24 protein-coding genes are annotated in these 22,729 nt (G+C 68.2%); 12 read left to right on the forward strand and 12 right to left on the reverse strand.

Annotated features, from left to right (window positions below; genetic code table 11):
• The 3 genes from ACFE67_RS05545 to ACFE67_RS05555 all read left to right on the forward strand — a co-directional run.
• Positions 1-1,125: LacI family DNA-binding transcriptional regulator (locus ACFE67_RS05545; RefSeq protein WP_375405875.1), on the forward strand; the 1,125-nt coding region annotated here is incomplete at its 5' end.
• A 124-nt stretch (positions 1,126-1,249) separates the two neighbouring features.
• Positions 1,250-2,554: a cellulase family glycosylhydrolase gene (locus tag ACFE67_RS05550; protein WP_375405876.1), complete on the forward strand. Its 1,305-nt coding sequence runs from the start codon at positions 1,250-1,252 to the stop codon at positions 2,552-2,554.
• Positions 2,555-2,841: 287 nt separating this feature from the next.
• On the forward strand, positions 2,842-3,897 hold the full coding sequence (locus ACFE67_RS05555; RefSeq protein ID WP_375405877.1) for a LacI family DNA-binding transcriptional regulator: 1,056 nt from the start codon (positions 2,842-2,844) through the stop codon (positions 3,895-3,897).
• 59 nt (positions 3,898-3,956) lie between these two features.
• Here the strand turns inward: ACFE67_RS05555 and ACFE67_RS05560 are convergent, their stop codons facing one another.
• The 3 genes from ACFE67_RS05560 to ACFE67_RS05570 form a co-directional block, all read right to left on the reverse strand.
• Complete coding sequence (locus ACFE67_RS05560) at positions 3,957-4,802, reverse strand: carbohydrate ABC transporter permease (RefSeq protein WP_375405878.1); 846 nt, start codon at positions 4,800-4,802, stop codon at positions 3,957-3,959.
• Positions 4,799-5,578, reverse strand: a complete 780-nt coding sequence (locus tag ACFE67_RS05565) for a carbohydrate ABC transporter permease (RefSeq protein ID WP_375405879.1) — start codon at positions 5,576-5,578, stop codon at positions 4,799-4,801. Before ACFE67_RS05565 ends, ACFE67_RS05560 begins: the two co-directional genes overlap by 4 nt.
• A gap of 191 nt (positions 5,579-5,769) precedes the next feature.
• Positions 5,770-7,068, reverse strand: a complete 1,299-nt coding sequence (locus ACFE67_RS05570; RefSeq protein WP_375405880.1) for an ABC transporter substrate-binding protein — start codon at positions 7,066-7,068, stop codon at positions 5,770-5,772.
• 55 nt (positions 7,069-7,123) lie between these two features.
• Here ACFE67_RS05570 and ACFE67_RS05575 point away from each other — a divergent pair, with 55 nt between their 5' ends.
• Genes ACFE67_RS05575 through ACFE67_RS05585 form a run of 3 tightly spaced genes read left to right on the forward strand, consistent with a single transcriptional unit; the run spans position 7,124 to position 10,531 of the window.
• Entirely contained in the window at positions 7,124-8,650 is a 1,527-nt protein-coding gene (locus tag ACFE67_RS05575) for an alpha-L-fucosidase (RefSeq protein WP_375405881.1), read from the forward strand.
• Positions 8,651-8,682: 32 nt separating this feature from the next.
• A complete protein-coding gene (locus ACFE67_RS05580; protein WP_375405882.1) occupies positions 8,683-9,879 on the forward strand; it encodes a mandelate racemase/muconate lactonizing enzyme family protein in 1,197 nt (398 codons plus the stop codon).
• Positions 9,866-10,531 carry an RraA family protein gene (locus ACFE67_RS05585; RefSeq protein ID WP_375405883.1) on the forward strand — a complete coding sequence of 222 codons (666 nt, stop codon included), beginning with the start codon at positions 9,866-9,868 and terminating at the stop codon, positions 10,529-10,531. The genes ACFE67_RS05580 and ACFE67_RS05585 overlap by 14 nt, the downstream gene beginning before the upstream one ends.
• Before the next feature lie 42 nt (positions 10,532-10,573).
• Here the strand turns inward: ACFE67_RS05585 and ACFE67_RS05590 are convergent, their stop codons facing one another.
• From ACFE67_RS05590 to ACFE67_RS05605, 4 genes are all read right to left on the reverse strand, one after another.
• Positions 10,574-11,830 carry an alpha-hydroxy-acid oxidizing protein gene (locus tag ACFE67_RS05590; RefSeq protein ID WP_375405884.1) on the reverse strand — a complete coding sequence of 419 codons (1,257 nt, stop codon included), beginning with the start codon at positions 11,828-11,830 and terminating at the stop codon, positions 10,574-10,576.
• Positions 11,830-12,576: an SDR family NAD(P)-dependent oxidoreductase gene (locus ACFE67_RS05595; RefSeq protein WP_375405885.1), complete on the reverse strand. Its 747-nt coding sequence runs from the start codon at positions 12,574-12,576 to the stop codon at positions 11,830-11,832. Before ACFE67_RS05595 ends, ACFE67_RS05590 begins: the two co-directional genes overlap by 1 nt.
• 11 nt (positions 12,577-12,587) lie before the next feature.
• Complete coding sequence (locus ACFE67_RS05600) at positions 12,588-13,442, reverse strand: fumarylacetoacetate hydrolase family protein (protein WP_375405886.1); 855 nt, start codon at positions 13,440-13,442, stop codon at positions 12,588-12,590.
• Between the two features lie 78 nt (positions 13,443-13,520).
• The gene (locus tag ACFE67_RS05605; protein ID WP_375405887.1) at positions 13,521-14,249 is read right to left on the reverse strand and encodes a FadR/GntR family transcriptional regulator; all 729 of its coding nucleotides are present in this window, start codon (positions 14,247-14,249) and stop codon (positions 13,521-13,523) included.
• A 100-nt stretch (positions 14,250-14,349) separates the two neighbouring features.
• Here ACFE67_RS05605 and ACFE67_RS05610 point away from each other — a divergent pair, with 100 nt between their 5' ends.
• From ACFE67_RS05610 to ACFE67_RS05620, 3 genes are read left to right on the forward strand one after another with little or no spacing between them, the layout of a single operon-like run.
• The gene (locus ACFE67_RS05610) at positions 14,350-15,666 is read left to right on the forward strand and encodes an L-fuconate dehydratase (protein WP_375405888.1); all 1,317 of its coding nucleotides are present in this window, start codon (positions 14,350-14,352) and stop codon (positions 15,664-15,666) included.
• Complete coding sequence (locus ACFE67_RS05615; RefSeq protein WP_375405889.1) at positions 15,663-16,535, forward strand: amidohydrolase family protein; 873 nt, start codon at positions 15,663-15,665, stop codon at positions 16,533-16,535. Before ACFE67_RS05610 ends, ACFE67_RS05615 begins: the two co-directional genes overlap by 4 nt.
• Positions 16,532-17,497, forward strand: a complete 966-nt coding sequence (locus tag ACFE67_RS05620) for an aldo/keto reductase (RefSeq protein ID WP_375405890.1) — start codon at positions 16,532-16,534, stop codon at positions 17,495-17,497. The genes ACFE67_RS05615 and ACFE67_RS05620 overlap by 4 nt, the downstream gene beginning before the upstream one ends.
• Here ACFE67_RS05620 and ACFE67_RS05625 read toward each other — a convergent pair.
• Positions 17,487-17,846 carry an L-rhamnose mutarotase gene (locus tag ACFE67_RS05625; protein ID WP_375405891.1) on the reverse strand — a complete coding sequence of 120 codons (360 nt, stop codon included), beginning with the start codon at positions 17,844-17,846 and terminating at the stop codon, positions 17,487-17,489. The two genes, ACFE67_RS05620 and ACFE67_RS05625, sit on opposite strands and share 11 nt — an antisense overlap.
• Positions 17,846-19,186, reverse strand: coding sequence for an alpha-L-fucosidase (locus ACFE67_RS05630; RefSeq protein WP_375405892.1), 1,341 nt, complete (start codon positions 19,184-19,186; stop codon positions 17,846-17,848). Before ACFE67_RS05630 ends, ACFE67_RS05625 begins: the two co-directional genes overlap by 1 nt.
• 85 nt (positions 19,187-19,271) lie before the next feature.
• Between ACFE67_RS05630 and ACFE67_RS05635 the strand changes: the two genes are divergently transcribed.
• The gene (locus ACFE67_RS05635; protein WP_375405893.1) at positions 19,272-19,412 is read left to right on the forward strand and encodes a hypothetical protein; all 141 of its coding nucleotides are present in this window, start codon (positions 19,272-19,274) and stop codon (positions 19,410-19,412) included.
• On the opposite strand, the gene ACFE67_RS05640 is transcribed toward ACFE67_RS05635, so the two are convergent.
• Complete coding sequence (locus ACFE67_RS05640; RefSeq protein ID WP_375405894.1) at positions 19,409-20,149, reverse strand: SDR family oxidoreductase; 741 nt, start codon at positions 20,147-20,149, stop codon at positions 19,409-19,411. The two genes, ACFE67_RS05635 and ACFE67_RS05640, sit on opposite strands and share 4 nt — an antisense overlap.
• 127 nt (positions 20,150-20,276) lie before the next feature.
• Between ACFE67_RS05640 and ACFE67_RS05645 the strand changes: the two genes are divergently transcribed.
• Complete coding sequence (locus ACFE67_RS05645; RefSeq protein ID WP_375405895.1) at positions 20,277-21,155, forward strand: helix-turn-helix domain-containing protein; 879 nt, start codon at positions 20,277-20,279, stop codon at positions 21,153-21,155.
• Between the two features lie 91 nt (positions 21,156-21,246).
• Positions 21,247-21,900 (forward strand): DUF2064 domain-containing protein, encoded by a 654-nt coding sequence (locus ACFE67_RS05650; RefSeq protein WP_375405896.1) that lies wholly within the window; start codon positions 21,247-21,249, stop codon positions 21,898-21,900.
• On the opposite strand, the gene ACFE67_RS05655 is transcribed toward ACFE67_RS05650, so the two are convergent.
• Both ACFE67_RS05655 and ACFE67_RS05660 read right to left on the reverse strand, forming a co-directional pair.
• Positions 21,886-22,353 carry a hypothetical protein gene (locus ACFE67_RS05655; RefSeq protein ID WP_375405897.1) on the reverse strand — a complete coding sequence of 156 codons (468 nt, stop codon included), beginning with the start codon at positions 22,351-22,353 and terminating at the stop codon, positions 21,886-21,888. The two genes, ACFE67_RS05650 and ACFE67_RS05655, sit on opposite strands and share 15 nt — an antisense overlap.
• Positions 22,350-22,729 (reverse strand): molybdopterin-dependent oxidoreductase (locus ACFE67_RS05660; protein ID WP_375405898.1); only part of this gene is annotated, 380 nt, incomplete at its 5' end. The genes ACFE67_RS05660 and ACFE67_RS05655, both read right to left, overlap by 4 nt.

The following is a 22,729-nucleotide window of genomic DNA, read 5'->3' on the forward strand; positions in this document are numbered from 1 at the left end:
GACGTATCGCGCGACCTGGGTCAGCCGCTCGGTGTCGTATCCGGCGCGCCAATACCCGTCGTATTCTTCGCCCTGGTGCAGCCGCAGATGGGCTGGAGCGGCCAACGGGGTGGGAGACGACCAGTGCGAGTGACTATCGACGAACTGGCATCACGTCTCGGCCTTTCGTCCGCGTCCGTGTCGTATGCGCTGAACGGCCAGCCGGGAGTCAGCGATGCGACCCGAGCACGAGTCCAGGCGCTGGCCGCAGAATTGAACTGGCGGCCCAGTTCCACCGCCAGAGCACTTTCGCGCTCGCGAAGTGACGCGATCGGCATGATCCTCCGGCGAGATCCGTCGCTGCTCGGCGCCGAGCCCTACTACATGAATCTCATCTCCGGAATCGAGCGCGTGCTGTCCGCCGCGGACCTCACGCTGCTGTTTCGCATGGTGGGTGCAGATCGTGACGCCGATGCGTCCATCTATCGGCGGTGGAGCGGGGAGCGGCGGGTGGACGGAGTACTGCTGTTCGACCATTTCATCGACGATGACCGGCCTGCTCTTCTGAAGAGCCTCGATCTCCCGTTCGTCGCGCACGGATCGGCGATGACCGATATCGGTGGGCCGACATTCATCTACGACCTCGTCGAGGACGCGTCTCTCATCATCGACCACTTGAGTCACCTGGGACACCGCTCCGTCCTCCACATCACGGGTTCGCACCGGTTCACCAACGAACTGAACCGGATCACGACCATGCGCGAATCAGCGGGACGGCATGCGATTCGCTATCGAGCCGTCGAGGGCGACTACAGCATCGAACAAGCGACACAGATCACTCATCAGGTCCTGCTGACAGCCGACCCTCCATCAGCGATCGTCACCTCGAACGATCTCATGGCCCTCGGCGTCACAGCTGCTCTCCGGTCGGGCCGGAATCGGCCGACAGCCGTCGTCGCATTCGACGACTCGCTGCTCTGCCGAATCGCCGAGCCGTCGGTGACCGCTCTTGAACGCTTCACGGAAGAGCAAGGGCAACGCAGTACCCGCATGCTGCTCGCCCTGCGGGATGGCACCGCTACCGATGACCATGTCGCGAAGCGCAGCCAGCTCGTCGTGCGCGCAAGCAGCGTGTCTGCGGCCTGAGACTCGACGCCGTGCCTCTTAAGCGGTTAAGCTTTGTCGCATCGCTGCTCGTCGGCGACAGAAGCACCTGCACCACGAGACGAGGAACTCGCATGAGGAATACCCGCCGATTCTCGAGGCCGCGATGACGGGCTCCCGGGCACTCTCGACGGCCGCTCGTTCGACGAATACCGCGAGCGATACGACGCCCGAGCAGGTGAACGTCGACCATGGTGCCCGATTCGGGGTGAACTATGTGCCCGGTAAGAACTGGTGGTACTCGTGGGTCGACTGGGATCCGAAGGCCATCGACGCGGACCTCAAAGCAGTCAGCTCCCTCGGCATGGACCACATCCGAATACACTGCTTATGGCCGGTGTTCCAGCCGAATGCGACCTATGTCAGCGATGTCGCTTTACAGCGTCTCGAGTCCCTACTCGACATCGCCGACCAGTACGGCCTGGATGTGATCGTCACCGTCTTCAACGGTTGGCTCAGTGGCTTCGATTTCCGGCCCGACTGGGTATCAGAAGACATGAGCGTGTTCAGCCACGAGGACGTGCTCCGAGCACAGGGGCTCCTCCTCGAAGCGATAGCAGCCCGCGTCGCCAGCCATGTTCGGTTCCTCGGGTTCGACCTCGCGAACGAGCCGAGCGTCATCGCGGCTCAGGCGCGCAACCGCACGACGTCCGCCGACGCGGACCGATGGCTCAGCTCGCTCCTCGCGACGTGCGAGCAGCTCGCACCTGGACGGCTCCACTCGGTCGGGATGGACCATCTCCCGTGGATCACTGACCAATCGAGCTTCTCACGAGCGACGACCGCCAACACCGGGACGGTCACCGCGATTCATGCGTGGTCGTACTTCACCGGCGCACTCGAACGCTACGGACCATCCGGCGTCGGCACGCTCCACCTCCCTGAGTACATGCTGGAATTGGCGAAGGCCTACCAGGACGACCCGGATCGGCCTGTCTGGCTCCAGGAGACCGGGGTCGCACTCGAATGGATGACCGCGCAGGAACGCGAGGCCTTCGTCGAGCAGACGATCGAATCGTCGCTGTCCGTGCCGAGCCTCTGGGGTATCACCTGGTGGTGCTCCCACGACATCGATCGGCGGTTCTCAGGGTTTGCGGAGCTCGAATACGACCTCGGACTTCTCACTGTCGAGAATCACATCAAGCCACTCGGCGCCTCAGTGCGGGATGCCATCCTCGCCGCGCGTGCGGCGTCTCGTGTGCCGACGCGACGTTCGACCGCTCTCGTACTCCCGAGAAACACGATCCCCGACCTCACGTTCGCAGACCGCTTCTTCACGATGGTGGAGAAAGGGATTCCGACCACCATCGTTCTCGAAGAACGCGTTGCGGACTCCGATCACCTGGCGGGGCGTGGCATCGAGACCATCGAGACCGGAGCATTCACGGAGGAGTACCAACGCGACATCTGACCGCCGACGTCGCGAGACGGATCAGCCGAATGGTGAATGAGACCGCCGCATACTGACCACCTGATCCACGGATACCGAATCGGGTGACCGGCCGACCGATCGAACGAACGAACCGCCCGCCTGCCCGAGGAGACGTCCACGGCCGGGTCATCAGCGGTGTCACCGAGTCCCCTGCTACCGTTCGCCGACGGAGTCGGGGTTCTCGGTGCCGTCCACGACTTCGATACAGCGGGCCCCGAGCGGTCGGATGCCTCCGATCGACGCAGGACTCATCCGCAGGAGCGGCCATGGCAGGAATCGGCGAGGTTGCAAAGGCTGCAGGCGTGTCTCCTGCCGTCGTCTCTCGCGTCGTGAATGGCGACACGACGCTCCGCATCGCCCCGTCGACCCGAGAACGAGTCCTTCACGCGGTCAGCGAACTTCAGTACGTCCCACTCCACGCCGCCCGTGCACTTCGCTTGAACATTCCGTCCACTGTCACCGTGGTGATTCCGGACACGACGAGCGCCATCTATTCGGATCTGCTTCATGGCATCGAGACCGCGGCTATGGAGCGGGATCTCGTCATGGTGCTCGCGAGTGCGGACGCAGCAGTGAAGAGACCCGACTGGATTCGCCGACTCGCGGGGGAAGGGCGTTCGGACGGCATCATCATCCAGCCTCCCGTCGCGATGACCCGGCGGGACGTCGAGTCTCTCGCGACTCTGCGTGTCCCGACTGTCGCGATCCTCTCCGGCGATGCCTCGTGGCCGGTGCCGACAGCCGTGCTCGACGACGAAGCAGCCGCCGCCGCCGCCGTCGAGCACCTCGTCGCGTTCGGCCATCGGAGAATCGGGCTGATCGGCGGGGTGCGCGACTTCCCCTCTGCTGATCGCCGCAGGCGCGGATTCGAAGAGGCCGTACAGCGCCGTGGGCTCCCCCGCGAGCCCGCGTGGATGACGGACTTCGGATACCTCAGCGAGGATGGACGGCTCGCCGCGCGGCGTATCTGGTCGACCGCGAACCGCCCGACCGCTGTCGTCGTCGCCAATGTGAACGCGGCACTCGGCGTGTTGGCGGAGCTGCACGAACTCGGAGCGCAGCTTCCTCAGGATCTCTCCGTCGTCGCCATTCACGACGTCTGGTACGCCGACACCGTCTGGCCGCCTCTGAACACGGTCCAGACGCCGATGGCCGCGCTGGGGAGCGCTGCAGTCGGTATGTTGTTCAACGGCATACAGGAATCCCCGTCGCATATTCGAGTCGTGGATCCACCACCGAAAGTGATCGTGCGGGCCAGTGTGGCGAGACTGGATGAGACTGCAACTGTTCCCGAAGAGGCCGGTATGCGGCACCTCGGCTGAGGCCGACCCACGCCGTTCAGCTCGTGCGCTTCGTTGCCCCCATCTTCACCGGGACGCTCTTACCGCCCGCCGAATCCTCCGAGTGCGATTCCCTTGGTGATCTGCCGGTTCAGAAGCAGATAGAGGATCATGATCGGAATGCTGCCGAGTGCCAGCCCCGCGAACATCGCACCGAGATTGGCAGTGAACTGCCCTTGGAACGACAACAGTCCGACGGGAATCGTCTGGCTCGCTTCGGACTGCAGCAGGACGACGCCGAGCTGAGTCTCTCCCCAGACGAATACCAGCGTCAGAATGCCGACAGCGGTCACACTGCCACGGGCCAGCGGCAGCACGACAAGCAGGTACGTTCGCCACGGGCCGATGCCATCGATAGCTGCCGCTTCGGTGAGCTCTTTCGGGAAGTCCTCGAAGTACGCGTAGCTGATCAGCGTCGTCGTCGGCAGAGTCAGCGCACCATAAGCGACACCGACGGCGACCGGTGCGCTGATGAACCCGAGCGAGTTGTACACCTGGTAGAGCGGGACGATGAGCATGACCACGGGCAGCACTGTCGCAAGAATGAATATCCGGAGATACCAGCGGCGAACGACGGGGCGGGCGTGAGTGACGAAGTAGGCACCCGTTACGCCTGCTCCAAGCGATACCAGGAGTGCGGTCGCTGCGACGACCGCACTGTTCACGAAGAACAGAGACATCCCCCCGTTCCCTGACTGGCCGACCCAGGCGTCCGCATATCCCTTCAGACTGAGAGCCCCGCCGAGACCGAGACCGTTCAAAAAGATGTCGGCATTACTCCGAAAGCTCAGCAGGACGATGAGGACGAAGGGTACGGCGACGAGGACCGTCCACAGGATGAGCCCGATTTGCAGCGTTACTCGTCCGGCGATCCGCTGAACGATCATTGAGAACTCCTGCTGAAACGTAGCCCGACGAACCCGACGATCAGCAATGCGACGCCACCGATCAGTGCCAGGGCCGATGCTGGTCCGTAGTCCGCGAATTGGAATGCTTCCTTGTACACGGCGACCGGAAAGGTCAGCGTTGCGTTCCCGGGTCCACCCCTCGTCATCGACCAGACGGTCGTGAACCCGTTGAAGGACCAGATGAAGTTCAGGAACGTGGTGGTGACGATGACCGGGCGCGTCAGCGGCAGCGTGATCAGGAAGAACTGCCGTACGCCGGTCGCGCCATCGACGCGCGCGGCTTCATAGATCGTCGGGGGGATCTGCTCGATACCGCCGAGGAGCAGCAAGAACGCGAACCCGACGCTCGCCCAGACGGTGACCAGGACGATCGGGATGATCGCCGTCTGGGAGGCGGCCAGCAGTGCGGAGCGTCCGCTTGCCCCGAAGAGCTTGCCAACGACGTTGACGGCTCCGAAATCCGGTTGGAACGCAGTCGCCCAGAAGATTCCGACCGCCGCGCCAGGAGCGATTCCGGGCAGGAACCAGATCACGCGGTAGAACGAGCTCCCCGGCACACCAGCGCTCACCGACGCGGCGAGCAACGTCGCCACCGCGACCGTGCCGACTGACGAGACCAGGGCATATCCGAACGTCAGACTCAGTGACGACCAGGTCTCGGCGTCTCCGAGCACCGCGACGTAGTTGTCGAGGCCGATGATCCGAACGTCACCGATTCCCCGCCAGTCGCTCAGGCTGACGACGACGGCCTGCACGATCGAGAACCCGACGAACGCCGCCATCAGCACCAGCGCCGGTACGAGACCTATCCAGCCGGTGCGGCCCGAGAGCCCCGCACGACTGCGCCGCGACTTCGACGGTTTCCGTGCAGCATCCCGTGATCCGCGCGGGCCGCCCGACCCCACCCTGACAAGGGTGGGGTCGGGCGCCCGGAGATCTCCGGTGGTCAACTGCCCTTCTTCCGGAACTCCTCGAGGTGCGCCTGCTGCTGTTCGGCGAGCCGCTGGGGAGACAAGCTGCCGCCGTACATCTTCTGCAACAGCGGATCGATGTACTGCTGCCCGAATCCACCAGGCACCGTCGATGTCCAGCCCGGCTGGCCGCCGTCCTTGCTGACCTCGGCGACGAGCTGCTGCGTCAAGTCGGGAAGGTCCTTCAGCGAGTCACCGGAGACCGTGTTGACTGCCGGGAGCAGCCCAGCCGTGTCCACGATCGCTCGCTTCTGCATGTCGTCGCTCATCAGGAATGCGATGAACTTCTTCGCCCAGGGGATCGCGTCCGACTTCGCCGGAATGCCGACCGCGTCTCCTGAATACAGACTGAGCTGGGTCGGCGTCCCTCCGTCGATCGAGGGGAACAGGGCCCATCCAGGCGTGAACGTGATCTTCTCCTGGTCGAAGCCGGCGGTGTCGAAGTTGCCACCGATCGCCATGCCCGCTTTTCCGCGATGGAACGGTGCGATCGCGGTCGCAGCATCTTGGCCGAGGAACCCGTCCTGATAGACACCCGACGTGCGGTATCGCTCGAGTGTCGAGAGCACGTTGACGAACGCCGGGTCCGTGTACTTCGCCGTGACCCCGACCGAGGGGTCGTAGGACTGGAGGTAGTTCGTCATCGAATCCGAGCTCACGCTCGTCGGCAGTAACGCGTCGACCATCCAACTGGCATGGTACCCGGACGAGCCGCCGATCTGCAGAGGACCGTAGCCGGCTGCTCGAAGCGCCTTCGCATCGGCGATCAGCTCATCGACGGACTGGATGCGGTGGTCTTTCGGCTCGGCGAGACCGACCTTCTTGAAGATATCCGGGTTGTACCAGAGCACGTTGTAGATCACCGTGGTGAACGTGGCGGTGTAGGGGACGTTCTTGACGAGCAAGGAGTTGGCGACGGCATCGCCGTATCGCTCCTGCAGGGAATCGGTCTTCCAGACGTCGGTCAGCGGCACGAGCGCGTTCGCTGCGGTGAGCTGCGTGTACACCTCCGAGTTGATCGGGATCATGCCGACATCGGGAGGACTGCTCGAGCCGAGGACGGCGAGGTTCGACCCGTTCTTCTGGTCCTGGCTGACCGTCTCCAGCTTGACGGTGACGTTGGGGTACTTCTTCTTGAACTCCTTCGCGACGAACCCGAACAGGTTCTCCTGGTTGGTCTGCTGTTGCACTGTCAACGTGACCGGGCCGTCCCCGCTCCCGCCGCCGTTCGAGCTGGTCGGCGAGCATCCGGCGAGCAGCGTCACGGCAACCACGCCGCTCACCCCTGCCGTCCACAACCTGCGTCTCTGCATCGTTGCCTCTTCGTAGATGTCGGCCGCCGAGGCGGCTCGGTGTCGGTGCGTCCTGCACTTGCTGGGTGATGGTAAATCCTATTACCATGCGAGCACAAGCCCGGATGTCGCAACCCGCGGCCGGGTCGGTGGAGCGAGGAGCACCTGTGTCAACTGGATCTGGGAGTCGGCCACAAGCGGTCGGCGCCGTGTCGGTCATCACCGGAAGCGCTGTGCGCACACACGGCCCGTCGCGCTCGCTGGTCAGCGCCTGATGGCTGCGCTTCGGCCGGAGGCCGCGTGGTTCCACGACGCCAAGCTCGGCATCATGATCTCCTGGGGGCTGTACTCGATCCCAGGGTGGGCCCCGGTCGACCCTCGCCTGACCCAGTCGCTGGGCGGGGAGGTCAGCGCTCCCGGAGGGGCCTTCGCCCATCAGTCCCCGCTTGCGACCACCTCGTACGCCGAGTGGTACGCCAACTCGATGGCGCTGGTCGGATCACCGACGTGGTTCTACCACCAGGCGCGTTGGCCGACGAGATCGTACGACTCCTTCCGCACTGAGTTCGAGCGGGCGGCTGCGGACGTCGACGTGTCGGCCTGGAGCGACCTCGCCGCGGCGAGCGGCGCGAGGTACGTCGTACCGCTCGCCAAACACCACGACGGATATCTGCTGTACCCGTCTCGTGTCGAGTCACCGTTCCGGCGAGACTTCTTCCTCGGTCGCGATCTGATCGGGGAGCTCCGAACAGCCACGCTGGACGCGGGCCTTCGATTCGGCGTCTACTACTCGGGAGGGATCGACTGGACGGCGGCCGGACTCCCGATCTCCTCGACGGAGGAGATCGGACGGAACCGGGAGTCGGGCACGTTCTGGCCTGCGGGTTACGGCGAATACGCTCTGCAGCACTTCCTCGAGATCGTCGAACGGTATCGACCGTCGATCCTCTGGAACGACATCGGATACCCCGAATCCGGCGACGCGGGCCGACTGATCGAAGAGTTCCGCCGCGTCGTTCCCGACGGGGTCATCAACGACCGCATTCGGCATTCGGCGAGCGACTTCGACACGCCCGAATACAACGTCGCGGGCCTGTCGGACAAGAAGTGGGAGCTGTCCCGCGGCGTCGGCCTCTCGTACGGCTTCAATCGCGACGAGGGACCGAAGGAGACCTTGACCGGCCCGCAACTGGTCAGGCTGCTCGTCGACGTCGTCGGGCAGGGAGGCAATCTCCTCCTCGGTGTCGGCCCCGACGAGAACGGCGCGATCCCCGCGATTCAGCGCGAGTCCCTGATCGCCCTGGGCGATTGGCTCTCGTTCAACGGCGCCGCGATCTACGGGTCCGATCCCGACCGGAACCGGCAGGTCATCCCCGGCGTGACGTGGACGATCGCGTCCGGACGTCGATTCGCGATCGTCGACGGCCCGATGTGGACGCCGCCCAGCGCGACGGACGTCCATTCGACGGCAGCGCTGGACCCGCGTACCACCGTCGAGCACACCTCGGACGGCCCGCGGTTCAGCAACACCAGCGGCTACCCGTTCGTCGTCGAGATGTCATGAGCGGCATACGCGATTCGGCGGGTCCCGACCTCGTGCCGACGGACGTCACACAGAAAGGCGGGACGATGCGGACGACCGCTTCGGTGGCTTCCCTGAGGCCGGTCCTGCTCAGCGCGCAGTACCCTCCGACCGACTACCTGACCTGGATCGGCGGAACGATCCGCTCCTGGGATGCAGCCCTCGTCGAGATCGTTCTGGACGACGGGACGACGGGTCTCGGCGAGGTAGGCGCCGGCATCATGGCCGCCGCGGCCGTGCCCGGTCTCGTCGCGGCATTCGAGCCCTACGTCGTCAACTCCGAATACCAGCATCCTCTCGAAGTGGGAAACCACCTCCGCGCCTATACCGCGTTCTGGTCCCGTGGCGGAATCGCAAGCGGTGTGGCCGGTGCGATCGAGATAGCCGTCCTGGACGCCGTGGGGAAGAGAGAAGGCGTACCGGCGTACGAGTTGCTCGGCGGACCGGCGCGCAGCCGCATCGAGGCGTACGCCAGTGGCGGAGTCGGTACCGACTTCGGGCAGGTCGAAGCATGGGTCGAGGCGCAGGTCGAGCACGGGTTCCGCACGGTCAAGTTCCGCGCCATGAAGGATCCGGACACCACGATCGCTCTCGCGCGACGCATCAGCTCCCGTCTCCCTCACGGAGTGCGGTTCGTGCTCGACGCAGTCCAGGCGAGCGCCTCGCATCCGTGGTCGATCGACGACGCGACGACGGTCGGGAGAGTCCTCGACGAGCTGGACGCACGGTGGTACGAGGAACCGCTCGGGGCGGACGACGTCGACGGGTACGCCGAACTCCAGCGCAGACTGACGACCTCGGTTTCGGGCGTCGAATCCAACAGCCGGGTCAGCGAATTCCAGCGGCTCATCGAGGCGGAAGCGGTCGAGATCGTGCAACCGGATACGACGTTCGTGGGCGGAGTCCAGTCCTTCCTCGACGTCGCCACGCTCGCCGAAGCACGTGGCGTGAAGGCCGTTCCGCACGTCTGGGGATCCGGTGTCTCATTCGCGGCGAATCTGCACGCGTCGTTCGCGCACCCGAACGTGAACCTGTTCGAGTACTGCCGGTTGGAGAACCCGCTCCGCGACGCCCTGCTGATGTCCGACATCGACATCGACCACGACGGGTTCATCGCGCTTCCGCAATCGCCAGGTCTCGGGATAAGCCTGACGCCTGATACCGAACTGACGTACACGTACGCGCCTGGAGCCGGCCATGTCATCCGTTGAACCGAGCTACCGAGTGCAACCGTCCGACGAGAAGCTCAGTTCCGCCATCGTCTCCGATGCCCTCGATCTCGCCGGGCTCCGCAATCAGACCATCTCTCGATTGCTGCCCGTCACCGACGGTCGGTTCATCTTCGGGCGAGCGCGCACCGTGCAGTACGTGCCGACCACCCGGGATGACCCGTCCGGCCCCTACGACGACGCCATCGCGTTCATCGACTCGCTTCAGCCGGGTCACATCGCGGTGAGCGCCTCCGGTCACAACCTCGTGACCGCGTATTGGGGCGAACTGTTCAGCGCCGCAGCGAAGGGACGCGGGGCGGTCGGCGCAATCACGGATGGCAACATCCGGGACAGCGTGAAGATCCAGGCACTGGATTTCCCGGTGTACTCGGCCTCCCGCCGGCCGACCGACTTCCGGGCACGGATGCGGGTCGTCGCCATGCACGAACCGGTGATCATCGAGGGCGTCCGGATCGAAGACGGTGACCTCATCGCAGCGGACGACGACGGAATCGCCGTGGTCCCGAAGGCCGTTGAGGCGCGCGTCCTCGACGCCGCCCGAGCACGGGCGGCTGTCGAGTCCGAGATACTCGTGGAACTCCTCGCGGGGGCGTCGCTGAGATCGGTCTGGGATCGGTACAAGGTGCTGTGATCCCGAGCCGACGCGCTGCTGGGAACGCGTGTCGTCCCGGCCCTACACGTCGGCAGCGCGGGCGGTCCGGGGCCGGGGGGTGAGGCGTTCGAGCTGGGTGACGTGACGGGGTTCGAGCTCTTCGAGGGAGTGGGCGCCGAGCAGCTTCATGGTCCGGGTGATCTGGTCGGTCAGGATCTCGATCGTGCGGTCGACGCCTGCGCGGCCGCCCGCCATGAGGCCGTAGAGGTAGGCGCGGCCGATGAGGGTGAACTTCGCGCCGAGCGCGATGGACGCGACGATGTCGGCGCCGTTCATGATCCCGGTATCCACGATCACGTCGGTATCGCGCCCGACCTCGCGGACCACCTCCGGCAGCAGGTGGAACGGGACCGGCGCACGGTCCAGCTGCCGTCCCCCATGGTTCGACAGCACGATCCCGTCGACACCGAAGTCCGCGAACCGCTTCGCGTCCTCGAGGCTCTGCACACCCTTGACCGCGAGCTTGCCGGGCCACAGATCCCGGATCACCTGCAGATCCTCGAACGAGATCGTCGGGTCCATCGCCATGTCGAGCAGGTCCCCGACCGTCCCGCCGGTGGACTGCAGCGACGCGAACTCGAGCTTCGGAGTGGTCAGGAAATCGATCCACCACCACGGCCGCGGCAGCGCGTCGACGATCGTCTTCACGGTCAACTGCGGCGGGATCGAGAACCCGTTCCGCTTGTCCCGCAACCGCGCCCCGGCCACCGGCGTATCGACGGTGAAGAACAGCGTCTCGAAGCCCGCCTCCGCCGCCCGCTCGACGAGGCCGTAGGAGATCTCCCGCTGCCGCATCACATACAGCTGGAACCAGGACCGCCCACCCGGATTCGCCGCCTTCACGTGCTCGATCGACGTCGTGCCGAGCGTGGAGAGGGTGAACGGGATCCCCGCCACACTCGCAGCCCCAGCACCCGCGGTCTCCCCCTCGGTCTGCATCAACCGGGTGAACCCGGTCGGCGCGATCCCGAACGGCAGCCGCGAGGTCTCCCCGAACACCGTCGCGGTGGTATCGACATCCGCGACATCACGGAGCACCTCCGGATGGAACTCCACGTCCTGGAACGCCTGCCGAGCCCGCCGGATCGAGATCTCACCCTCCGCGGACCCGTCCGTGTAATCGAACGCGGCCTTCGGGGTCCGCCGCTTCGCGATCACCCGCAGATCCTCGATCGTCAGCGCAGTCTCGAGCCGCGCCTTCCTCCGATCCCACTCCGGCCGCTTGAACTGCAGGTACTCCAGGACCTCGACCGGCCGCGGGAACTGACGCTGCACCATCAGTCGACCGGCCGTACGCGCAGGTTCTGCATGCCACCGTCGACCGCGAGCGCCACTCCCGTGGTCGACGAGGCGCGCGGGCTGGACAGGTAGGCGACCGCATCGGCGACCTCCTCCGGGGCGACCAGCCGACCGTGCGGCTGCCGGGCTTCGAGCGCCGCCCGCTCGGCCGCCGGATCCTCGGCCGAGTCGAGCAGGCGGCTGACCCACGGGGTGTCGGCGGTGCCGGGATTCACGCAGTTGACGCGGATGCCCTCGCGGAGGTGATCGGCCGCCATCGCGCGCGTCAGTGCCAGGATCGCGCCCTTGCTCGCGCTGTAGACCGCGCGCTCCTGCAGCCCGGCCGTCGCCGCGATCGAGCAGACGTTGACGACGGACGCGTGCGAGGACCTCCGGAGGTACGGCAACGCGGCGCGGGTGACGCGGGCGGTGCCGACGACGTTGACGTCGAGCACGCGGAGCCACTGCTCGTCGCTCGCCACCTCCACGGTGCCCTGGGCACCGATGCCCGCGTTGTTGATCACGACGTCGATGCGGCCGAAGCGCTCCACGACCGCGCCGACCGCGGCACGGACGGATGCGTCGTCGGCGATGTCGACGGTGAACGAGGCGTGCGTCGTGGACGCAGTGAGGTCGAACACCGCGATCGTCGCACCGTCGGACGCGAGTCGGTCGGCGATCGCAGCACCGATGCCGGAGGCGCCGCCGGTGATGACGGCGACCAGGCCGTCGAAGTCGTTGCTCACGGGTTGCTCCTTCAGGCCTGGGCGAACGTCTGGGTCGCGCGGCCGAGGCCGTCGATCTCGAGCGTGACGACGTCGTCGGCACGCAGATAGGGCTTCGGCTCGCGCTGACCGAGCGCGACGCCCGCGGGCGTGCCGGTGTTGATGAGGTCGCCGGGCCGCAGCACCATGAACTGGCTGAGATACCAGATCACGAAGTGGACGCCGAAGATCATGTCCGACGTCGAGCCGCTCTGCTTCAGCTCACCGTCGACCCACAGCCGCAGGCCGAGCGACTGCGGGTCCTCGACCTCGTCCGCCGTCACCAGCACCGGGCCGAGCGGGTTGAACGTCTCGCAGCTCTTCCCTTTGTCCCACTGACCGCCCCGCTCGAGCTGGAACTCGCGCTCGGAGACGTCGTGCGACAGGGCATAGCCAGCGATCACGGCCGCAGCCGCGTCCGGAGACTCGAGGTAGCGGGCCTCCCGGCCGATGACCACGCCCAGCTCGACCTCCCAGTCCGTCTTCACCGAACGCCTCGGGATCAGGACCGTGTCGTTCGGGCCGACGATCGTCGACGGATCCTTCATGAACACGACCGGCTCGGTCGGGATGGCAGCGCCGGTCTCCGCCGCATGGTCGCGGTAGTTCAGGCCGATGCAGACGATCTTGCCCGGCGCGACGATCGGCGAGCCGACACGCAGATCGTCCGCGTTCGGCAGCTCGGGGAGCGACCCACCGCGGACCATGGCGGCGACGCGCCCCAGGCCGCCGCCGGCGAGGAAGGCGGCGTCGATGTCGTCGGTCACCGACCGGAGGTCGAGCCGTCGGCCGTTCAGCTCCACGACCGGGACCTCGTTCCCCGGATGACCGAGTCGCATCAGGCGCATTGTCAACCCTTCCTCCGCGCTTTACCCAGGACGATCGAGCGCCGGACAGTGATCCGATGAATTCTTGCACGGCAGCCCTCAGGAGGGAGAGGGTGGCGCATGCTGCTCGAGAAACGTCTCGACGGAGAGCAGGTGCCCAGCCATTCGCACCGCCGACGCCTCCGGGTCACGCGCGCGGAGGGCGGCCAGGATCGCGCGGTGCTCCTCCATCGCGGCGGTGGCCGCCGCGTTGTCCACCAGCGCGCGCCACAGCCGGCCTCGCACGGTGTGGCTCGCGAGCGCTTCGATCAGCGATGCGAGGATCGCGTTGCCCGAGGCTTCCGCGAGTACGCCGTGGAATGCCATGTCGGCACGCATCGCCGCGTCCCAGTCGACGGTCGTGCCCTCGAGCGCGTCCGCTCCCTGATCGACTGCGGCGGCAGCGGCGTCGAGCTGCTCGCTCGTGATCAGCAGCGCCGCGGTGCGGATCGCCGCCGTCTCGAGGATGCGCCTGACCGCTTGGAGATCGTGCGGGCTCGCGCCGGGCTGCAGGTCGGCGACGAAGCCGACCGGTGCGAGCAGCGTGTGCGGGCGCAGCTCGGTGACGAAGGTGCCGGAGCCCTGCCGCGACTCGAGGATGCCGAGCTGCGCCAGGGCGCGGACGCCCTCGCGCAGCGACCCGCGGGACACGGCGAAGCGGGGCGCGAGGTCCTTCTCGATCGGCAGCCGGTCCCCCGGACCGAGCTCACCGCTCAGGATCATCTCGCGGACGCCGTGCACGACCACGTCCGTCTGCGATCTCGGCCTGCCGCCGACGCCGCTCGTCATCGCCCGATCGTATCGGCACTGCCGCTGTCCCAATCAGCCCGATGGCGGATAACATCGGATGAATCCACCTGGAGCGCCAGCTCGACCGAGGAGGCCGCGTGTGCCCACCATCACCGAGGTGACCGTCGAGGACGTGCGGTTCCCGACCTCGCTGTCTGCGGATGGGTCCGACGCGATGAACAAGGACGCCGACTACTCGGCGACCTACGTCTCGATCCGGACCGACGACCCGGGGACCGCCGGGTTCGGGTTCACGTTCACCACCGGGCGCGGCAACGACGTGTGCGTGCTCGCCGCCCAGCTGCGGGCGGTCCCCCTGATCGGCCGGGACGTCGACGAGCTCATCGGCGACCTCGGCGCGGTCTATCGCGAGATGAAGTCGGACTCCCAGCTGCGCTGGCTCGGTCCGGAGAAGGGTGTCGAGCACCTGGCGCTGGCCGCGGTGATGAACGCGCTGTGGGACGTGGCCGCGCGGGCCGCGGGCAAGCCGCTGTGGCGCCTCCTGGTCGACATGCCCACCGAGCAGCTGGTGGACCTGACGGATCTCGAGTACCTGAGCGACGTGCTCACGCGGGACGAGGCGGTCGCAATGCTCCGCGAGACCGAGCCGACCCGGGCGGCGAGGATCGCGGAGCTGGAGCGCTCCGGGTACCCCTGCTACACGACGAGCGCCGGGTGGCTCGGGTACTCCGACGAGAAGCTGCGGCGGCTCTGCCAGGAGGCGGTCGACGCGGGCTACCGGCACGTGAAGCTGAAGGTCGGCGCGAACGTCGACGACGACATCCGGCGGCTCCGCATCGCGCGCGAGGTCATCGGGCCGGACGCGCAGCTGATGATCGACGCGAACCAGGTCTGGGACGTCCCGCAGGCGATCGAGTGGGTCGGCAGGCTCGCGGAGTTCGACCCGCTGTGGATCGAGGAGCCGACGAGCCCTGACGACATCCTCGGGCATGCGGCGATCCGGAAGGCGGTCGCCCCGATCGGCGTCGCGACCGGCGAGCACGGCATGAACCGGGTGCTGTTCAAGCAGCTGTTCCAGGCCGAGGCGATCGACTTCTGCCAGCTCGATGCTGCGCGGCTCGGCAGCATCAACGAGATCGTCTCCGTGTTGCTGATGGCGAAGAAGTTCGGCGTGCCGGTCTGCCCGCACGCGGGCGGCGTCGGGCTCTGCGAGCTGGTCCAGCACCTCTCGGTGTTCGACTACGTCGCGGTGTCCGCCTCCCTCGAGAACCGGGTCACGGAGTACGTCGACCACCTGCACGAGCACTTCGTCGAGCCGTGCGTCGTGCAGGACGGCGCCTACGTGCTGCCGACCGCCGCCGGCTACAGCGCGGAGATGCACGAGGCGAGCGTGCGCGAGTACGCCTTCCCCGACGGGTCGTACTGGGCCGGCAGGCGAGGGGCGGCCTCGGCATGACCGTCCCGTTCGTCGACGCGCACCTGCACGCCTGGGACCGCGCGCACCTCCGCTACCCGTGGCTCGAGGGCGACGAGCATGCGCCCACCCGGTTCACCCCCGCCGACCTGCCCGCAGGGTCCATGCACCAGGCCGCAGTGTTCGTCGAGGCCGCCGCGGCTTCCGACTCCGCTGTCGATGAGGCGGTCTGGGCCGCTGGGCTCCCGGGCGACGCCTTCGCGGCGATCGTGGCCCACGCACCGATCGAGGCCGGACAGCGTCTGCAGGAGACGCTCGTCGAACTCGGGTCACTCCCGAAGATCGTCGGGGTGCGGCGGGTGCTGCAGGACGAACCGAGCGAGCGGCTCGCGGAGCCCGCATGGGTCGAGGGGCTCCGCATCGTCGGCGACCTCGGTCTGGTGTTCGACGCGTGCGTCCGCGACCATCAGCTGCCCGCCCTCGTCGCCCTCGTCCGCGCCGCACCAGCGACCCGGTTCGTGCTCGACCACCTCGGGAAACCCCCGATCCGCGCCGGCTGGGGCGACCCGAGGGCCGACGCGTGGGTCAGGGCGATCCGGATGCTCGCCGCCGAGCCGAACGCGACCGTGAAGCTGTCCGGTCTCGCTCCGGAGGCCGGCCCGGGACCACTCGAGGCGCAGCTGCGACCGTGGGTCGAGACCGCGCTCGACGTGTTCGGGCCGGATCGGGCGATGGCGGGCAGCGACTGGCCGGTGTCGCAGCGCCCCGGCTGGGCCTACGGCGACTGGTTCGAGCTGCTCGAGAACGGTTTCGGTCTCGGCGTGACCGAGCGGGCACAGGTGCTGCGCACCACGGCGGCGCGGACATACCGGATCCCGGACGCCGCATCCGACCGGAGGAACGACGAATGATCTCGGCAGGACTTCCCGCGCTCGACCTTCCGCCGATCGGATTCGGCGGCGCCCCCCTCGGCAACCTGTTCCACGCCGTGTCCGCCACCGACTCCGGAGCGTTGCTCGACCGTGCGCTGGGTGCGGGCCTCCGGTACTTCGACACCGCGCCGCACTACGGGCTCGGCCTGTCCGAGCGGCGGCTGGGCGCGGCCCTCGCCGGGCGCGACCGGTCGCAGCTGCTCGTGTCCACGAAGGTCGGGCGGGTGCTGGACCCGTCGCCGGCGACCGCGTCGAAGCGCGACGGCGATGGCTTCGACGTGCCCGCCGCGTGGCGCCGACGGCGCGACTACAGCCGGGACGGCATCCTCCGATCCGTGGAGCACAGCCTGATCCGGACCGGCCTCGACCGGTTCGACGTGCTCTTCCTGCACGACCCCGACGAGCACTGGGAAGCGGCCTCCACGACCGGGGTCGCGACGCTCGCCGAGCTGCGCGACGAGGGGGTGGTGCGAGCGATCGGCGTCGGCATGAACCAGGCGGAACTGCTGACCCGCTTCGTCCGCGAGACGGACATCGACCTCGTCATGGTCGCCGGCCGGTACACGCTGGCGGACCAGACCGCCGAGCGCGAGCTGCTGCCGGCCGCGCAGGAGCGCGGGGTCGGGGTGCTCGCCGTCGGCGTCTACAACTCGGGGCTCCTCGCCCGCGACCGGGTGCCGGACGACACGACGTTCGACTACGCCGCCGCCTCCCCCGAGGTCGTCGCGCGAGCCCGGGCGATCGCGGCCGTCTGCGAGCGGCACGGCGTCTCGTTGCCCGCCGCGGCGCTCGCGTTCCCGCGCCGGCATCCCGCGGTGACCTCGATCGTCGTCGGCATGCAGGCGGCGACGCAGGTGGACGAGACCCTGGAGCGGCTGTCCGCCCCCGTGCCGGAGGACCTGTGGCAGGAGCTCGCGGCGGAGGGACTGATCAGCGGCTGACGGAGCCGGTCTCGGCGTCGAGGTGCCAGACCTCGTCGAGGTCCCGCCAGGGCCCGCCGTCCGCCCCCGGCTCGACGTCGACCTGGCACGGTGCGGTGAGCGCCCACCACCGCTGCGTCTCCGGATCCGCCGCGACGGCCGCCATGTCGGCGTCGTAGTCGGTGCCGGAGTACTCGTAGTACCCGACGAGCGTCAGCCCGCGGCGGAAGATCGAGTAGTTCGTGATGTGCGAGGCACGCAGCCGCGCCTGCACCGTGTCCCACACGGCTCGGTGCAGCTCGAGGTACTCCTCGAGCCGCTCCGGTCGCAGCTGCACGGTCTGGCAGACGCGACGCGCCGACGCGGTCATCACGCTGCCCGGAAGGAGAGCAGCACCGGCGAGTCCGCGTCCCGCGGGAGGGACACCTTCCAACCGTCGCCCTGCGGCACGATCTGCGCAGCAGCGCCGTCCGCGTGCTGCGCGGACGCCGGGTCGACCTCCGCGGGGAGCTCGGGAATGGTCAGCTCGCCCCGCCCGTCGACGAAGGCGTGCACGCCCGCCTCCGTCGACGTCCACCGCACGGGGACCTCGTCCCGGACCGCGGGCGCCGAGGGCAGCGGCCGCGACCCGAAGATCGCGTGGCCGTTGCGGGCGTTCCAGTCCCGGAGGTGCTCGAGCGTCGCGCGCTGCAGCGGCGGGACCTCCCCCGCCGCGGTCAGTCCGACGTCGAGCAGCAGATTGCCGCCGCGGGCGACGACGTCGACGAAGTGCCGGACCGCGGCCGGACCGGTCATCGTGTGCTCCGGCCCCTCGAGGCGGTTGTACCCGAAGGAGTACCCGATGCCGCGGGTGTTCTCCCACCCGCCCGCCGTCTCGGCCTCGAGCCCGTACTGGTACTCGCTCGTGCGGAAGTCCCGGTGCGTGTCCCCGAATCGATCGTTGACGACGCCGTCCGGCTGCGCCGCGTAGAAGCGGTCGAAGACGTCCACGAGGCTGAACGGACCGGGAGGCTTCCCCGCGTCGGGCCACTCGATGTCGCCCCACAGCACGTCGGGGCGGTACCGCTCGATCAGGTCGACGACGTGCGCGTAGGCGTAGCGGGCGTAGGCCTCGTCACTCGGCCGGGTGGCGACGACCTCGCTGCCCGTGATCGGCGGCAGGTCCGAGAAGTGCCAGTCGAGGCCGCCGGAGTAGTAGACGCCGAACCGCATGCCCGCGCGCCGGGTGGCGGAGGCGAAGTCCTCGACGAGGTCGCGGCGCGGGCCGCGTGCGACCGTGTTGCGGCCGTCCGTGCCCGGGGCATCCCAGAGGGCGATCCCGTCGTGATGCTTCGTGGTCGGCACGAAGTACCGAGCACCGACCGACGCGAAGAACGTCATCAGAGCGTCGGGATCGAAGCGCTCGGCCTGCCACGCGTCGAGGAAGTCGTCGTACGGCGCGCCGCCGTACACCTCCGCCTGGTGCGCCTGGGCGCCGCTCCCCGGGATCCGGATGGTGTTCGCGTACCACTCGGCGTACGGGTTGCTGCGGTACCAGGTGGGGAAGTCGATCGTCCCGAGCTCGCCGATCGGTTCCGCCCACGCGGGTACCGCGTATGCACCCCAGTGCACGAAGATCCCGAGCTTCGCGTCCGAGAACCATTCCGGAACCGGCCGATCGAACCGGCGGTACGCCTCCGGCCGCTGCGCGACCTCCTGCTCAGTCACCACGCGAGCCTCCTCCTTCGCCTGTCCGTCGGACGCCTCGTCGGAGTCCGGGACGTCTCCAGCATTCCACCCGCCTCCTGCTCACTCCGTGAAGATCAGTGACCAGCTCGGCGCGACACCCTCGACCGGCGTCGTCGGCGAATCCGGTGACCACGCGATGGTGGAGGCGGTGAACGGGCTCTCCATGACGCGGCTGATGCGACCACAGGGTCGGCGGGTCCAGGTCTAGCGCCCCGGCAGTGCACCCAGCGCCTGGGATCGACGCTCGAGGAGCTCGGCATAGGTGCCATCGCGCTCGGCCCACCGCAGTGGTCGGGCGCGCTCGACGACGATCTCCTGCGGGGTGGGGGTGCGTGTGAGCAGCTCGACGACCTCGTCCAAGAAGGCGTCGAGGGGGAGCGCGTTCGAGTTGACCTTCTCCTGACCGGCGGTCGCGACGGCCGGCGGGATCAGTTCGGTGACCTGCACGCCGGTGCCGGCCAGCTGTGCTCGAAGCGACTCCGTGTACGCGTGCACGCCTGCTTTGGACGCGCCGTAGGTCGGCATCATCGGGAAGGGCATGAAGGCGATGCCGGAGGTGACCGTGATGAGGTCGGCGCCGCCACGCCCGATCAGGTGCGGGGTGAACGCGTCGATCACTCGGATCGTGCCCAGCAGGTTGACCTCGATGCTCAGCTCGGCCTGTTCCGCGTGCGCGGGGTCGCGGAGATCCTCCATCAGCATCACACCCGACATCGTCACCACGACATCGAGATCGGGGTGCTTCGCCAGCACCTCATCGCGGGCATCGGCGATCGACTGCGTGTTCGTCACATCGATCCGCAGCGTCTCGAGGTCCCCGACCCGGTCCGGGTCTCGGCCACCGACCACGACCGTGCTGCCGGCGGCGGCGAACCGCCTCGCCAGCCCGAGTCCGATGCCCGATGTGCCGCCGACGATCAGGGCAGTCCGTCCACCGAGTTCCATGAGGTTCCTCTTTTCTCGCTTCGATGCCGCAATCGTCCGACGCACGGCGAAGGGCAGGAAGGTCCCCCGTGATCCGGGGACCAGCAGGACCCTGCCTCGAGGACGAGGGGCGGCATAGCGTGAACTCATGACCGGGGACGAGCAGGCGAACCGCCTCGGCGGCTACCTCCGCGCCCGCCGCGATCTGGTCACGCCAGCCGACGCCGGGGTCCCGGAGGGCTCTCACCGACGGGTGACGGGGCTCCGGCGCGAGGAGGTCGCGATGCTGGCCGGCATCAGCGCCGACTACTACCTGCGGCTGGAGCGCGGGCGGGACCGGAATCCCTCCGCACAGGTGCTCGCGGCCCTTGCGCGCGTGCTGCGCCTCGATGAGGTCGAGTACCGGTACCTGCTCGACCTGGCCCAACCCGCGCACCATCCCCGCCCCCGCCTCCGCGCCGAACGGGTGCCCGCACGACTCCGGCAGCTCCTGACAGCCGTGGCGGTGCCGGCGTTCGTCGAAGGCCGCACCTTCGACGTCCTGGCATCGAACCCGCTCGCTCTCGCACTCTCCCCTCGGCTGCGCCCGGGCGAGAACCGACTGCGGTCCCTGCTGCTCGACCCCGAAGAACGCGAGTTCCACGCCGACTGGGAGGCGGCTACCGCCGACTTCGTCGCATCGTTCCGCGGATCGGTCAGCGAGGACACGACCGATGCACGCACGGTCGAACTCATCGGTGAGCTGTCCCTGGCCAGTGCCCGGTTCCGCACCCTCTGGGCCCGACACGACGTCCGGCGGCTCACTGGAGGCACCGCCCTGGTGAACCACCCCGTGGTCGGCCGACTTCGCCTCCACCGGGAGAAGCTGCCCGTCGACGGCCTCACCCTGGTCCTCTACTACCCCGACGCGGACAGCGGGGATGCCGAACAACTCCGACTGCTCGCCTCCCTGGCGACCGGAGGACAGCCGGTGGACGACCACGTGGCCACGCGACGCACCGCGGATCGAGCAGCGGACGATCGGTAGGAACACCAGCGACCCTGCACGCCGCCGGACCGTTCTCGCTTCGTAAGGGGATCATCCGATCCCGCGGGGACCCTCCGCTTAGCTTCGGACGATGCGGCTGATCGTCATCGCCAAAGAGTGCCTTCCCGGTCGCGTCAAGACCAGACTGACCCCGATGCTGAGCCCGCACGAGGCGGCATTGCTCGCGTCCGTCAGCCTCGAGCAGACGCTCCGGACCGTGCGCGCCGTCGAGGTCGACGAACGGGTGCTCCTGCTCGACGGCGATCCCGGAGGCCTCGACACGAGCGGTTTCCGGGTCGCGGCGCAGGCCGGCGGCCGGCTCGACGAACGGATCGCGGCCGCGTTCGACGACCGCTTCTCCCCGGTCCTGCTCATCGGGATGGACACGCCGCAGGTGACGCGCGGCATGCTGCAGGCCGTCGTCGACGACGACGTGTCGGACGCGTGGTTCGGACCTGCGACCGACGGCGGGTTCTGGGCGCTCGGCCTCCGGTCGGCCCGGGGCGATCTCGTCCGGGGCGTGCCGATGTCGCAGTCCGACACCGGCGACGCGCAGCTGCGACGGCTGCGTCGAGCCGGTCTGCAGACGCGACTGCTCCCCGTGCTCACCGACGTCGATCGGATCGAGGACGCGGTCAGCGTTGCCGCAGCCGCAGCCGGGACGCCGTTCGCCGCAGCGGTCGGCTCGCTCGGCGTCTCGACGAGGAGCCGCACCGCCGCGCTCGCAGGATCAGCGCGACGCTGAAGGGTGCGCGACGTCGCCTCGTCGCCTCCCGGCTCGACGTGCATCGACGACGATCGCGATTGCGACCCCGACCGCCGTGGCGATCGCGAGGACGGCCCACATCCCGACGAGGTGGGCTGCGTAGTCGAACGGCAGAACGGTCGGGTTGCGTGTGCCGATCATCTTCGCCCTGATCGCCGGTAGCAGCAGCAGGCTGCCGATTCCGCCGACGACGGCCGCGACCTGGACCACCGCCACCGCTGCGAGGGGCATCCGACTGCTCCCGAGCCGCAGCGTCCAGCCCGCGGCGAACAGGAGGGGCGACAGGATCGCGTCGTGGAGCACGACCGCGGCGGCGAGCCAGACCGCCAGCCCGACCAGCCCCACCGGCTTCACCGTGGTCAGGAGCAGCCAGGCACCGACGACCAGACCCATCGCACCGGTACCGATCAGAGCGCGTCGCGCGGCGTTCACCGCGCCACCAGCGCTGCGAGCCACTTCGTCTGCAGCACCCCCGGCCTCGCCGGTGCGATGAGCCGCGCTGGGAACCCGTGGTCGAGGTCGAGCACCGCCCCGTTCACCTCCAGGGCGATCAACGTCAGCGGATCGTCCACGAAGTTCGCTTCGAGCATCGTGCGGCCGTAGGCACCGACCTGCAGGCTCCGGACCTCGAAGTCGCGTCCGGACGCGCCCACGAGCGCGGCGAGATCCCGAAACCGGACGCCCCGCCACGTGGCCGACGTGGACCAGCCCTCGACGCAGGCGATCGGCAGCTCGACCGTCGTCAGCGGCATAGCACGCAGCTCCGCGAGCGTCAACGACCGCTTCCCTCCGGAGCCGGCGATCGCCA

The sequence above is a fragment of the uncultured Amnibacterium sp. genome, assembly GCF_964244015.1.
GTDB lineage: Bacteria > Actinomycetota > Actinomycetes > Actinomycetales > Microbacteriaceae > Amnibacterium.

Bases quoted from the DNA above. Each gene is read 5' to 3' on its own strand.
- ACFE67_RS05550 (WP_375405876.1), top strand. From the start codon at position 1,250: ATGACGGGCTCCCGGGCACTCTCGACGGCCGCTCGTTCGACGAATACC.
- ACFE67_RS05555 (WP_375405877.1), top strand. From the start codon at position 2,842: ATGGCAGGAATCGGCGAGGTTGCAAAGGCTGCAGGCGTGTCTCCTGCC.
- ACFE67_RS05560 (WP_375405878.1), bottom strand. From the start codon at position 4,802: ATGATCGTTCAGCGGATCGCCGGACGAGTAACGCTGCAAATCGGGCTC.
- ACFE67_RS05575 (WP_375405881.1), top strand. From the start codon at position 7,124: ATGTCGGCCGCCGAGGCGGCTCGGTGTCGGTGCGTCCTGCACTTGCTG.
- ACFE67_RS05585 (WP_375405883.1), top strand. From the start codon at position 9,866: ATGTCATCCGTTGAACCGAGCTACCGAGTGCAACCGTCCGACGAGAAG.
- ACFE67_RS05590 (WP_375405884.1), bottom strand. From the start codon at position 11,830: ATGGTGCAGCGTCAGTTCCCGCGGCCGGTCGAGGTCCTGGAGTACCTG.
- ACFE67_RS05600 (WP_375405886.1), bottom strand. From the start codon at position 13,442: ATGCGCCTGATGCGACTCGGTCATCCGGGGAACGAGGTCCCGGTCGTG.
- ACFE67_RS05605 (WP_375405887.1), bottom strand. From the start codon at position 14,249: ATGACGAGCGGCGTCGGCGGCAGGCCGAGATCGCAGACGGACGTGGTC.
- ACFE67_RS05615 (WP_375405889.1), top strand. From the start codon at position 15,663: ATGACCGTCCCGTTCGTCGACGCGCACCTGCACGCCTGGGACCGCGCG.
- ACFE67_RS05620 (WP_375405890.1), top strand. From the start codon at position 16,532: ATGATCTCGGCAGGACTTCCCGCGCTCGACCTTCCGCCGATCGGATTC.
- ACFE67_RS05625 (WP_375405891.1), bottom strand. From the start codon at position 17,846: ATGACCGCGTCGGCGCGTCGCGTCTGCCAGACCGTGCAGCTGCGACCG.
- ACFE67_RS05640 (WP_375405894.1), bottom strand. From the start codon at position 20,149: ATGGAACTCGGTGGACGGACTGCCCTGATCGTCGGCGGCACATCGGGC.
- ACFE67_RS05645 (WP_375405895.1), top strand. From the start codon at position 20,277: ATGACCGGGGACGAGCAGGCGAACCGCCTCGGCGGCTACCTCCGCGCC.
- ACFE67_RS05650 (WP_375405896.1), top strand. From the start codon at position 21,247: ATGCGGCTGATCGTCATCGCCAAAGAGTGCCTTCCCGGTCGCGTCAAG.